The organism is Pantoea stewartii subsp. stewartii (assembly GCF_008801695.1).
Lineage (GTDB): Bacteria > Pseudomonadota > Gammaproteobacteria > Enterobacterales > Enterobacteriaceae > Pantoea > Pantoea stewartii.
Genome location: NZ_VZPF01000107.1, coordinates 1 through 12,335 on the forward strand (window position 1 = coordinate 1; position 12,335 = coordinate 12,335).

The following is a 12,335-nucleotide window of genomic DNA, read 5'->3' on the forward strand; positions in this document are numbered from 1 at the left end:
GCGGAGAACGTGCGGCGATCCTCTACTCTCTGATCGTCACCTGCCGGCTTAACGGCGTTGACCCCGAGACGTGGTTGCGTTACGTCATCGGTCATATACAGGACTGGCCGGTGAACCGGGTCCGCGATCTGCTGCCATGGAAGGTCGAGCTTCCCTCTGCCTGAACGTCAATACGGTCTGAATGCGACGCTTACCATCACACTCACGTCACACCGCATGATAAGATACGGCTCTGGTCCTCATTCCGGATGCCGGGCCTTGTACGTATCCTTCTGATCTGCCTGAAATCATAACCATGCTGCTGCTTATTGATAATTACGATTCTTTCACCTGGAACCTGTACCAGTATTTTTGCCAACTGGGCGCGAACGTTCAGGTGGTAAGAAATGATGCCATCACTCTGGATGAAATGACGGCGTTGCCGTTAACCCACCTGGTGATTTCACCCGGCCCCTGTACGCCCGATCAGAGCGGGATCTCATTACAGGCCATTCGCCACTTCGCCGGCCGCCTGCCGGTGCTGGGCGTTTGTCTGGGGCATCAGGCCATCGCCCAGGTGTTCGGTGCGCAGGTTGTGCGTGCGCGCGAAGTCATGCACGGTAAGACGTCTGCTGTTCAGCATAACGGCTGTGGTGTATTTCGCGGTCTGAATCAACCGCTGACCGTAACGCGTTATCACTCGCTGATTGTGAAAGCCGATACGCTGCCTGATGAATTTGACGTCACCGCATGGAGTTTACGTGACGGTCAGCCCGACGAAATTATGGGCATCCGCCATAAAACGCTGGCACTGGAAGGCGTGCAGTTTCATCCTGAAAGTATCCTCAGCGAACAGGGACATCAACTGCTCGCTAATTTCCTGCAACAGTAAAGTTGTGTTTGCCTTTAAGTGATTTTTTATGCATATTTCATGATTATTATTTCATCACGAATCAACTCATCAGTTTGCGAGGTTGTCAATGGCAGCGGAAAACATTGCGGTAACACGGGAAACGTTCGATCAGGTTATTTTGCCTGTTTATGCACCTGCGCAGTTTGTACCGGTAAAAGGCAAAGGAAGCCGGGTGTGGGATCAGCAGGGTAAAGAGTATATCGACTTCTCGGGTGGGATTGCCGTCACCGCGCTGGGCCATTGTCACCCGGCGCTGATTGAAACCCTGAAGAAACAGGGCGAAACCCTGTGGCACACCAGCAATGTGTTCACCAATGAACCGGCTTTGCGCCTGGCCAGCAAACTGATTAACGCCACCTTCGCGGACAGAGTGTTTTTTGCCAACTCCGGCGCAGAAGCCAACGAGGCCGCGTTTAAGCTGGCGCGTTATTATGCCTGTAAACGTCATAGCCCGTTTAAAAGCAAAATTATTGCCTTCCATAATGCCTTTCATGGCCGGACGCTGTTTACGGTCACGGTAGGCGGCCAGCCAAAATATTCCGACGGTTTTGGCCCAAAACCCGCTGACATTGTGCATGTGCCATTTAACGATTTGGCGGCAGTGAAAGCCGTTATCGACGACCACACCTGTGCGATTGTCGTTGAGACCATTCAGGGTGAAGGTGGCGTCATGCCGGCCACGCCAGAATTTATGCAGGGGCTGCGTGAGCTCTGCGATAAACATCAGGCGTTGCTGGTGCTGGATGAAGTTCAGAGCGGTATGGGGCGCAGCGGTAAGCTGTTTGCTTATGAGCACTACGGCGTCACGCCAGACATTCTGACTTCGGCGAAAGCGCTGGGCGGTGGTTTTCCTGTCAGCGCGATGCTGACCACCGAAGAGGTGGCGTCAACGATGGCTCCTGGCGTGCATGGCACCACCTATGGTGGCAATCCGCTGGCCTGTGCGATTGCTGAAACCGCGCTGGATCTGATCAATACGCCAGACGTGCTGAACGGCGTGGAATCCCGTCGCCAGCAGTTTGTCGAGGCACTCAAGGCGATTGATGCCCGTTACGATCTGTTTAGCGATATTCGCGGCAAAGGCTTACTGATCGGCGCGGCCCTGAAGCCGCAACATGCCGGAAAATCACGCGATATCCTCAATGCCGCCGCGGCTGAAGGCGTTATGGTGCTGGTGGCTGGTACGGATGTGATGCGTTTTGCCCCTTCACTGATTATTGAACCCGCCGATATTGAAGAAGGCATGGCGCGCTTTGCCAAAGCGGTCGGGAAAGTCCTGGCTGCCTGAGTTATTTTCGACCCAGACTGCGAATCAGCCAGCGACCATGATGCGGTCGCTGGTTCCACGCCAGCGATGAGATCGTGTGCATCACCTTAAGATGATCCAGAATGCGCCTGATGTGCTGCTCCAGTACTGTGACCGGTCCCTCGTTTATGTCTTCAATCCCCTGTAACAGATCGGTTTGCGAACTTTCGCCGTCATATTCAAGCCGCTGCTGGCAACGCTGCAGCGCAATTTCACACCATTGCAGATAGTGCTCCGCCAGCGTAGGCGGCAGCATGTTATGTTCGCGTGCCAGAATCGTCATGGCGTTGATGTGCTCAACGATAAACTGGCTGTGCGTGACCCATAAACGCATATCCTGTAAATAGCGTGCGTTAAACCCCGGCTCCTGCATCGCCTGATTTAGTGAGTTAAAGACTGCATTGTGGGCCTGATTAACGTTAACGCGCTGATAGGCGAGTACCTCGGGAGACTGTTCCGGACCAAGCAACATGCGTAACGCGTCCTGGAAAGCCTCAAGCACATCATGTGCGTTCTGTCGTAGCAGGGCACTTTGCCATTGCGGCCAAAGCCATAACGTTCCGCCAAACGCAATCAGGCAGCCCATCAGGGTATCCAGCAGGCGCGGCAGTAAGAATTGTGCGCCGTTAAGTGACAGAAGTTGCAGGGTATATACCGCGGTGACCGTGAACCCCACCATCGACCAGCCGTAAAACTGGCGGGTAAAGCGATAGCTGATAAAGGTAATCACCAGCATGATGCTCAACACCAGCGGTTCAGCGACATCCAGCCGCAGCGAGGCTGCCGCAATCACCAGCCCGGCAAAGGTGCCCAGCGCACGGTGCTGAATACGCACCCGTGTACGTAAGTAATTAAAAGATAAGACAAAAGAGTAATTGCGGCATATCGTTTGCACTTCATTGTCACTTACCCACAAGCTATACAGCAGTTGTGGAAGGTCTACGCCGGAACCGCCGAAAAATCCGTCATTCAGACAGGGGGGATGGTTTGGATTTCGAAAATTATTGTACGTTTAGGCTGTTTTTTGTACTGGTGTTTATTGCAGACGTGCAGAATCCCCGCCAGCTAAGGCGGTAGTTTGTGGAGGTCAGGCAAAGGTTGGTGAGTAGTATTCCTGTTTGCGCTGGCGAGCAGCGTCACGCCTCGCTTTCATCCTGGCTAATCCGGCTGCGGCCTTGCGCGTCCAGTTTTCAACCCTGATTGCGATTAACCGCACATCCCCGGATGATATGATTTCATTCGGGTCGGCCTTAAGTAGCCTGGCGCGTTCCCGGTAGACCTGTTTCAGCGGAACGCCGAGAATGGCAAAGAAATCCTCTGTTACCTCAATGTGCTTACAGGCACAACGGGCGTCATAAGGATTGAAGGCTGCTTTCTCTGTGATAATCGCATCCAGCCAGACCAGGCGATCGCATCCGTTACTCGCACGGGAGACAGATTTATTTCCGGCATCACTGCGAGTAGACAAACCTGCGCGATCAGAAAGCGTCTCCAGGTTATGCCGGGTTTGCCAGTCTCTTAAATCCAGATCGTCAAAGATGGCCAGCATCAGCTCGCAGAGTGTTTCAATGCCGTACTTGTTTGCTTCATTGACCCAATATTTGTTGTACCGGATGCGGCGCCGAAGTTCGTTTTTGATTCTGATACGCCCGGCTTCGGTCGCCAGCGACTTAATCCACCGATTGAGGAACCGGCGACGCCTGCGCGAGGCAACGTTATAGCAGGGGCTTTGCTTTGCGACGCCCGTAGGTGATACGGACGATTTGAGAGAGAGACTCTTATCAGTCACACCCGCCCGCACTTATTGCCGGGCAGAGGTCTTGTATTGAGAAATGCATTTGCTATAATCCTTCAAAGGCACGCCGCCTGCTTTGTGACCCCCTGATTATCCTCCGTTCCGGCAAGTTCGAGAGGGATTTTCAGGGGGTTTTTGCATTCAGGGTTCCAGCCTTTCGCTTTTCCCCTTCCCCGGACGCTATTCAGGGAACGTCCCACCCAGTAAATTCATAAACATGTGTAATATACTACCGCTTCGCGCAAGGGCGCAAATAGTTTAGGTTGCGTATTTCGCGCCTCCCTTCCCCCTGGCCCCGTAGCCAAATATGCAGTGCCCCCTGTTATAGACGAACATTCACCAGCAGCAGAAATCAGAAGAAGAGCCATTACTACCCACGACGAATCAATTTATCCTCACAAACATTGATGTAGATCAATTTTCTGGAGATATAATTTAAACAATGAGAGCACTTTCTGACTCGTGTGGGGATACTGATATGACACAACTTCTCGTTCCCCCGGTAAACATCCCACAACAGGCAATCATTTTTTTCAAGCACAGCAACGAGCCGTGGGGGGTAAAAGACAGGCAAAGCCGCTTTGTCTACGCAAACAAAGCATACTTTGATTTCCTTAAAATTCATGAGGATATATCCAGCCGCATAACTGAATACAGCTATGTTGATATCCCTGTATTTGCATCAATGGCTGAACGGCTCATTGCTCATGACCAGCAAGTAATGCAAACGGAAAGGCGAATGGAGGCAATCGGTACATTACTGATCGAAGGATATTACCGCTCTTTTATTTTTGAGCGATTTCCCCTCTATGATGAAAGCGAAACAGTCACTGGCACGGTGTTTCACATGAAACCTTTTGAAAGAATATCAATGAATTACTTTCTCGAAAAACCATTTTATGGCGAAGCAACATTCAGCCCGCCGACCAGCATTTTTAGCAAGCGGGAATGGGACGTACTTTTCCTGCTCTTTCGGGGTGCACAGAAGACACAGGTTGCTGAATTTCTGGGGATTGTTGAGGTTTCCGTCAGGAATATACTTTCAAGATTGTTTCTCAAAACCGGAACTTCATCCCGTGAAAAACTGCTGGAGAAGGGGATCGACAATGGCTGGCATCTTTATGTACCTCCTCGTTTTGTATCAATAGGTTACGACATTCTCTTCAAAGCTAACATATAGCCCTACCACAAATTAAGAACAAAAAATAGGTGCAAACTGCACCGATTCATTCTGCACCTATCTTCACACTTCCCCCACTTTTAAAATACCCATCAAGTAGTAACGCTCTTTAAAAACACAGAAGCGGCAATCGCAAAGGCCATGCGTAAGGAGGGTAGACTTTATGGCTGCGTATGAAAGACGTGCCGCGCCTAAAAATAAGGTAACCTTTCATTCTCATTTGTTATTTTTTACAAACCTATTAGATATTTCATTAATATCTTTAATGACCTGCTTAGCAAGTTCAAACTTGGATCTCATAGAATCGATTTGACGTACTACATCTATGTCTGAATTTTTGTTTGGATCATTTCGATTCTGATAAATATTCAGAATAAGTGCAGCTACATCATCTTCTTCAGTATAAAAATATGGGACGGGATAATTTAACGCTTTAGCAATCCTTACAACCAAGCTGTAAGGAGGTTGAGAGCGTCCAACTTCATAGCTCGAAATCAGGGAGCTAGGATTTTTACCCTCAACACCTACAATAGCTGATAACTCAGCCTGTGTTAGACCTCTGATTTCGCGAGCTTCTTTTAATCTTCTAGGTACCATTTTCTATGTATTCCACAGATTCAACTGTTGAAAAGATTACAAGGCAACCACCCCCTCGCCACTCCACAATAAATGGATTATTGAATAAATGGATTTGCGGGTATATGATTCAACCACACCAACACCAGGTGTTTTGCTCTTTAAGAAACCAGAAGCGGTCATTGCCGGATGCCTATACATAAGGAGGAACCCGGACACTGGCATAAGGAGCCTGACCTCAAACAGGTAACGTGAGAGCGACGTACCGCGCCTGGAGACAGGTAACAAACTCAAATCCGCATGGATTTTCACTTCATCGTTAAGCCGACTGCCTCCCTTTGCAGCCCTCTTTGCATCTGCGCGTTCGCGCACAGTCGGCTTACTTATGAAATCAGGCTGCATGCACCTTGCCAAATCTAATCATGGACATCTTAAACACATTTCAAGATACAAGGAGAAATCACCATGACCATGCGTAAGGTTCGTGAAAAGCAATGCAGAAAACGGATGGCAACGATCTCGCGTCTTTCCAGAAAGCGCGTGGATCGTGTTGGCTCTGCCATTAAAGCAAACTGGACACTGAGGGAAGAACCTGATTTTGTCCGGGCACTGCGGGAAGAAAGACAATGTATTCGCGCTGAAATAACGACAATCACAATTCGTGCATTGGGTCTGAGAGATACCGATGCATCACTGATGATTACTGAACGCCGTAAACGCATCGAGGCAATTGATAAAAAACTCCCTGACCGATGGAAATGAAATGTACACCGAGAAAACTGATATTAAATCTCTGACCGAATACGTCATGAGAAAACACAAACCAAAGCAAGTTGTCACAACCCCCGATGATGGTATTAATCCACGTGATAACAACACACACCTTATTTATGAAATAGGAGGAGACAGTAATACAAGAGTCCTGACTCGCGTTGGTGAGGCCAGACAAAACGGTAACGACAGCGATTTTATAATGTGTATTTACCCTCAATATTCCGTTTCTGGAGAATTAGTTTTGTTAAAAAAGTCCCTCGTTAAACAGCTTTATAAATAAAGGAAAAGTATCATGAGAAAACCTACCTATAACGTATACATCACGCAGGAAACACAGCCCGACGAGCACGGCGAAAAGAGTACCTACTGGACGAAAGTCGGTGCAGCCTTTGCGCACAATGGCAAGTCAGGGCTGAATATTATGATCACACAGGGAATATCTGTTTCCGGCAAGCTGGTACTCCTCGAACCCAAAGATGATAACGCCGCCCCTCAGGGAGCGCCGGTCAACTAACGTTGTGAGGCCACCATGCTTTCCACCTCAGCTTTTCTGGCGGTGGCTATGCAGTGTGCCACCACAGTTCACCCTTCAACATCTCTCGATGTGGCAAGAGTCGAATCAGGTTATAACCCCTATGCCATCGCTGAGATTGTGCCTGAGCACGAACGAAAACCCGGCGATAAAAACTTTATCACTCATATGCCTGAAAATAAGGAGGATGCAGTCCGCATCACCAATCAGATTGAGGCGAAAGGTCGCCGCTACTCTGTTGGCCTGATGCAGATAACCAGCACTAACTTTAAGCGTTACAACGTAACCGCTACTGACCTTTTCAATCCCTGCACCAATCTTTCCGTTTTTGAGAAAATTATCACCGACTGCTACCAGCGGGGCGGCACCCTGAAAAGGGCGTTGAGCTGCTACTACTCCGGTAATTTCAGTACAGGACAGCAGCCAGAAGCCGCATTTTCAAAGACAAGTTATGTGCAGCGGATTGGTTATTCCCCGGCAGGGAAACGCTACGCCGTTCCCGGCACCCGCGATGATATCGCTGCCCCAGCCCCCCTGAAAGCTACACCAGTGGACGCACCAACGCACCCGCGCGTGGTGTGGCCGGGAGCGATCGTTCGCGGTGTTCCGGCTCAACTCCGCCAGAAAAAGGCGGCCACCGTCTATTACCCCGCGCAGGTTGTACGCGGAAATCGTGATGTCACAACAAATGAGGAAAACAAATGAAATATTTCAGTACGTTAAAGAAATTTATTAGCCGCACATCGACTCATGTCATGACTTCAGCCATTAGCGCACTTGCCGCCAGCCCTGCCTTTGCTGATGGATTCGCGCCGGCTAATACGGTGATGCAAAACATTGCCACCGGGCTACATGGCTGTGCGGCTATCACTATTACCGTTGCTGTGGTCTGGGTTGGCTACAAGACCCTGTGGAACGGCGACAGCCTGAAAAGCTGCGGTCACATCATCATTGGCGGCATTCTTATCGGCGGTGGCTCTGAGTTCGCAGCACTGCTTATCAGCTAAGAGGCTAAATGTATGGCAAAGCTGCTTAAGGCCATGAAACGCCCGGCGGCGCTGTGGGGGGTGCCGATGGTCCCCCTTCTGGCCGTCACTGGCGTAACTATCATCGTTGCTATCTGGACAACCATCGCTTTTCTTGCCTTTCTCCCCCTGGAATTTCTTGTAATGAAGTCGCTCACAAGAAAAGAACCCATGAGGTTCAACCTCATTGCCGTATGGCTGAGAGCGAAAGGAAAGCCGGTAGCAAATCGTTTATTTGGTGCAACAACATTTATGCCCGTAGAGCATGATGCTGTTGATATCAGGGAGTTTCTTGACGCAATGAAATTAAATCAGTGTGCCGCTATCAGGAAGTACATCCCGTACTCCTCGCATATTCATCAGCATGTGGTTCGCTCCCCAAAGAGCGACCTCTACTGCACATGGGAATTGATGGGAGCGCCGTTCGACTGCGAGTCAGACGAAACGCTCCAGTTCGGAACAAGCCAGCTACACGGCCTGTTCCGTTCATTCGAAGGTATGCCCGTTACGTTTTATATCCATAACGACCGTAATACGTTTGAAGACAGTCTTCACAAAGACTCCGGCAATCTGTATGCAGATGAAATTAGCCGTCTTTACTACGCCTCTGTTGGGGTTTTTCGGCGCAACCGTCTGTTCCTGACGGTCTGCTATCGTCCGTTTGTCAGCCTTGAAAAGGCAGAACGCAAACGGATGAAAGACAGCCAGAAACTAAAGGAGCTGGACGGTGCTTTGCTGGAAATGCTGGAAATAAAAAGCACGCTCGATACCGCACTGTCGCGCTATGGTGCGCGGCCTCTCGGTACGTTTACCGAAGGAAACGCGGTATTTTCGTCACAGCTGGCATTCTATGAATATCTGTTAACGCGCCGGTGGCGAAAAGTTCGCGTCACCCGTACCCCGGCCTATGACGTGATGGGTGCGGCGGCGTTGTTCTTTTCGGCTGAATCCGGGCAGATAAACCACGCCAACGGTACGCAGTATTTCCGGGGGCTGGAAGTTAAAGAGTTCTCCGAAGAAACGGCCACGGGAATGATGGACTCCCTTCTTTATGCGCCGTGCGATTACATTATCACGCAGTCTTATACCTGCATGTCACGCGAGGAAGCGAAGAAGGCCATTAAGCGAACCCGCCGTCTGTTATTGAGTGCGGATGATGACGCCGTTTCTCAGCGGCTGGATCTGGATGTGGCGCTTGACCTGCTGACCTCGGGTAAAATCGCTTACGGGAAGCACCATTTTTCCATCATGGTGTATTCCCCGTCGCTGGAAAGCCTGGTTGCAGATACTAACGAAATCAGTAACGCGCTGAACAACATCGGGATTACGCCTGTTCCGGCAGAAATATCGCTGTCAGCAGCGTATATGGCGCAACTGCCAGGCAATTACAACCTGCGGCCACGTAAAGGGGAGCTGAGTAGCCAGAACTTTGTGGAGCTGGCCGCGCTTCATAATTTTTATCCTGGCAAACGCGACAAAGCCCCCTGGGGGGATGCAATGGCCTTACTGCGCACGCCATCAGGTGATGGTTACTATCTGAACCTGCATAACACTCTGGCTGATAAAGACGAGTTCGACGAAAAGAACCCGGCCAGCACCTGCATTCTTGGTACTAACGGTTCAGGTAAAACCATGCTGATGACGTACCTTGAAATCATGCAGCAAAAATACGGGCGCGAGGATAGTTTCTCCCCTGACGCAAAAACCAAACGGCTGACGACCATTTACCTGGATAAAGACCGGGGCGCTGAGATGAATATTCGGGCGCTGGGTGGCCGTTACTATCGGGTAATCAGCGGTGAATCCACAGGCTGGAACCCGTTTTCACTCCCGCCGACGAAGCGCAATATCAATTTCATCAAACAACTGGTGAAAATCCTTTGCACCCGCAACGGTGCGACGATTACACCTCGCGATGAGCGCCGCCTGAATGATACTGTGAATGCCGTTATGAGCGATGAACCGGAATACCGCCGTTTTGGTATTACCCGACTCAGAGAACAGCTGCCAGAACCGGCGACGAAAGAAGCACAGGAAAATGGTCTGGATATCCGGCTGTCACAGTGGGCGCAGGGCGGTGAGTTCGGCTGGGTGTTTGATAACGAGTCTGACACGTTTGATATCAGCAACTGCGACAACTTCGGTATCGACGGAACGGAGTTCCTGGACGACGCAAGCGTATGTGCACCAATCTCGTTTTACCTGCTGTACCGCATTACCAGCCTGCTTGACGGGCGACGCCTTGTCATTTTCATGGATGAGTTCTGGAAGTGGCTACGTGACCCGGTATTCAAGGACTTTGCATATAACAAGCTGAAAACCATCCGTAAACTGAACGGGATGCTGGTTGTAGGCACACAGTCCCCGGCGGAAATCATCAAAGATGATATTGCCCCGGCAGTGATTGAGCAGTGCGGCACGCAAATTCTGGCGGCAAACCCCAACGCCGACCGCGCACATTATGTGGACGGCATGAAGTTTGAACCGGAAGTGTTCGATGTTGTTAAAGGGCTTGACCCGCAGGCTCGCCAGTATGTTGTGGTGAAAAATCAGTTCAGGCGCGGCGACACTAAACGCTTTGCCGCTCGCGTCACGCTCGATCTGTCCGGTATCGGCAAATACACCAAAGTAATGAGCGGCGACTCTGCCAACCTTGAAATATTCGAATCAATTTACCGGGAAGGAATGCAGCCTCATGAATGGCTCGATACCTACCTGGCTAAAGCGCTCTAGCCCAAAGGAGATATACGATGAAAACTCGCTTTCGTACGCTCATTCTTGCGTGCGCGATTGCAAGCCCTCTGGCTCATGCCGGTATTCCCGTACTGGTTGATGCGGACCCGCTACGGGAAGCTGAATGGATGAAAGAAGCCCAGCAGTGGTTGCAAACCGCAGAGCATTACAAAGACCAGATTCAGGCTTACAAAAGCCAGCTGGCAACGGCAACCGGCGTTCGTGACATCGCAGACTTTGTTGATCAGGCTAAAAGCCTGAAATCAGACCTTGAAACCCTGCGTAAGCCGGGGCAGTCATTGAATGACCTGCTACTCTCCGGTGGTTCCTCCGGGCAGTTTGATGCGCTGTACGAGAAGTACAAAATCTTCGATACATGCAATTCAGGGCAGTCGGGAAGTTACGCCAACGTCTGCAAACAGCAGGTTATTAACAAAGCTCTCCAGCTTGAGCAGACGGACGAGATTCAGAATCAGGTGAGCCAGACGCTGGGGGAAATCAACACCCTCTCAAATCGGGTTGCAATGGCGAAAGATTCCAAAGAATCACAGGATCTTGCAAACAGCATTCAGTTAAAGACCGTCATGCTGAATACCCTTACAACTCAGTGGGAAATGAGCGTAAAATCAGCAGAGAAGCGCGAAAAAGTGCTTGAGGATGAGCGTTTCAAGCAATGGAGACAACAGCAGTCAAACTCTCCAACAGCGGATCTTAATAATTTGTGAGGTATTTATGTCATCAAAAAAAATCATCTTAGTTACTACACTATCTTTGTGTTTTTCTATTATTGGATGCAATGAAAAAGCAAAAACAACAGAATGGTATAAAGAGCACCCCGATGAACTTAAGGTTGTTTATGAAAAATGCCAAAAGACGGGAAGCTCTACTGAAAACTGCAAAAACGCAAACGAAGCACACTTTCAAATAAAACAAATTAACGCACCAACGCCAGACTTGAATAACTTGGAGGAATGAAATATGAGTGGAGGTGTTTTTGAAGGGGTTGATACATATCTTATTGGAGGATTAACAACCGCAACTCAGGGGCAGATGATGATCTATTCCCACATGATGATGGGGCTGGCAGTAACATCAGCCACCCTGTACATCATGTGGCGGGGATATCAGACGATGGCAGGCAAGCTGTCCACACCCGTGGAAGATGTAATGTGGGACATGATGAGAATGGCGATCATTCTCTCTGTTGTGGCAAATGTGAGCGGTTATCTTGATGGCATAATCTCTGCAATTAACGGGTTAAAGGAGGGTTTTTCAGGAGGCGATAACATATGGCAATTACTAGATAGTTTATGGGACAAAGCTAAATATCTTGGTGTACACCTGCATGACCTAAATAACTGATCCTAATACCGCTACACTTTAGCCAGCCCATGTTTTCCCCCGGGGAATGGGCTGACGGTATTCATAAAGTGATGGACCTTTTTCAACAGTTGCCACATTGAACTGCACTGGTGATTTCGGGTTATTGTCTCATGAAGCGCCTGCCACAACCGTTCGACAT

The 12,335-nt window shown here is 49.8% G+C and carries 15 protein-coding genes and 2 pseudogenes; 13 read left to right on the top strand and 4 right to left on the bottom strand.

Annotated elements, in window-relative coordinates; all coding sequences use genetic code 11:
• The 3 genes from F7Q90_RS22640 to argD all read left to right on the top strand — a co-directional run.
• A partial coding sequence (locus F7Q90_RS22640; protein ID WP_151161046.1) for a transposase domain-containing protein occupies positions 1-164 on the top strand: 164 nt, incomplete at its 5' end.
• Between the two features lie 131 nt (positions 165-295).
• Positions 296-871: an aminodeoxychorismate synthase component II gene (locus F7Q90_RS22645; RefSeq protein ID WP_006122311.1), complete on the top strand. Its 576-nt coding sequence runs from the start codon at positions 296-298 to the stop codon at positions 869-871.
• An 88-nt stretch (positions 872-959) separates the two neighbouring features.
• Complete coding sequence (gene argD / locus F7Q90_RS22650; RefSeq protein ID WP_006122310.1) at positions 960-2,180, top strand: bifunctional acetylornithine/succinyldiaminopimelate transaminase; 1,221 nt, start codon at positions 960-962, stop codon at positions 2,178-2,180.
• A 1-nt stretch (position 2,181) separates the two neighbouring features.
• Here the strand turns inward: argD and F7Q90_RS22655 are convergent, their stop codons facing one another.
• Together F7Q90_RS22655 and F7Q90_RS26785 are read right to left on the bottom strand one after the other, a co-directional pair.
• Positions 2,182-3,171: an FUSC family protein gene (locus tag F7Q90_RS22655; protein ID WP_377776249.1), complete on the bottom strand. Its 990-nt coding sequence runs from the start codon at positions 3,169-3,171 to the stop codon at positions 2,182-2,184.
• A 114-nt stretch (positions 3,172-3,285) separates the two neighbouring features.
• Positions 3,286-3,987, bottom strand: a complete 702-nt coding sequence (locus F7Q90_RS26785; protein WP_257789144.1) for a RepA family replication protein — start codon at positions 3,985-3,987, stop codon at positions 3,286-3,288.
• Between the two features lie 484 nt (positions 3,988-4,471).
• Here F7Q90_RS26785 and F7Q90_RS22665 point away from each other — a divergent pair, with 484 nt between their 5' ends.
• Entirely contained in the window at positions 4,472-5,173 is a 702-nt protein-coding gene (locus tag F7Q90_RS22665; protein ID WP_167387052.1) for a helix-turn-helix transcriptional regulator, read from the top strand.
• A 216-nt stretch (positions 5,174-5,389) separates the two neighbouring features.
• On the opposite strand, the gene F7Q90_RS22670 is transcribed toward F7Q90_RS22665, so the two are convergent.
• The gene (locus tag F7Q90_RS22670) at positions 5,390-5,770 is read right to left on the bottom strand and encodes a helix-turn-helix domain-containing protein (protein ID WP_044243457.1); all 381 of its coding nucleotides are present in this window, start codon (positions 5,768-5,770) and stop codon (positions 5,390-5,392) included.
• Positions 5,771-6,214: 444 nt separating this feature from the next.
• Between F7Q90_RS22670 and F7Q90_RS22675 the strand changes: the two genes are divergently transcribed.
• The 9 genes and pseudogenes from F7Q90_RS22675 to F7Q90_RS22715 form a co-directional block, all read left to right on the top strand.
• The gene (locus F7Q90_RS22675) at positions 6,215-6,511 is read left to right on the top strand and encodes a hypothetical protein (RefSeq protein WP_006122307.1); all 297 of its coding nucleotides are present in this window, start codon (positions 6,215-6,217) and stop codon (positions 6,509-6,511) included.
• Between the two features lies 1 nt (position 6,512).
• The gene (locus F7Q90_RS22680) at positions 6,513-6,803 is read left to right on the top strand and encodes a hypothetical protein (RefSeq protein ID WP_044243454.1); all 291 of its coding nucleotides are present in this window, start codon (positions 6,513-6,515) and stop codon (positions 6,801-6,803) included.
• Between the two features lie 12 nt (positions 6,804-6,815).
• Positions 6,816-7,037, top strand: a complete 222-nt coding sequence (locus tag F7Q90_RS22685; protein WP_006122306.1) for a hypothetical protein — start codon at positions 6,816-6,818, stop codon at positions 7,035-7,037.
• A gap of 15 nt (positions 7,038-7,052) precedes the next feature.
• The gene (locus F7Q90_RS22690; protein ID WP_006122305.1) at positions 7,053-7,760 is read left to right on the top strand and encodes a lytic transglycosylase domain-containing protein; all 708 of its coding nucleotides are present in this window, start codon (positions 7,053-7,055) and stop codon (positions 7,758-7,760) included.
• Positions 7,757-8,062, top strand: a complete 306-nt coding sequence (locus F7Q90_RS22695; protein WP_006122304.1) for a TrbC/VirB2 family protein — start codon at positions 7,757-7,759, stop codon at positions 8,060-8,062. Before F7Q90_RS22690 ends, F7Q90_RS22695 begins: the two co-directional genes overlap by 4 nt.
• 12 nt (positions 8,063-8,074) lie before the next feature.
• Complete coding sequence (locus tag F7Q90_RS22700) at positions 8,075-10,813, top strand: VirB4 family type IV secretion/conjugal transfer ATPase (protein ID WP_006122303.1); 2,739 nt, start codon at positions 8,075-8,077, stop codon at positions 10,811-10,813.
• A 17-nt stretch (positions 10,814-10,830) separates the two neighbouring features.
• Entirely contained in the window at positions 10,831-11,538 is a 708-nt protein-coding gene (locus F7Q90_RS22705; RefSeq protein WP_006122302.1) for a type IV secretion system protein, read from the top strand.
• 7 nt (positions 11,539-11,545) lie between these two features.
• Positions 11,546-11,788, top strand: a complete 243-nt coding sequence (locus F7Q90_RS22710) for an EexN family lipoprotein (protein WP_071988822.1) — start codon at positions 11,546-11,548, stop codon at positions 11,786-11,788.
• 3 nt (positions 11,789-11,791) lie between these two features.
• Positions 11,792-12,172, top strand: a pseudogene (locus F7Q90_RS22715) (type IV secretion system protein); the annotation flags it as partial.
• Between the two features lie 14 nt (positions 12,173-12,186).
• On the opposite strand, the pseudogene F7Q90_RS22720 reads toward F7Q90_RS22715, so the two are convergent.
• Positions 12,187-12,335, bottom strand: a pseudogene (locus tag F7Q90_RS22720) (IS630 family transposase); the annotation flags it as partial.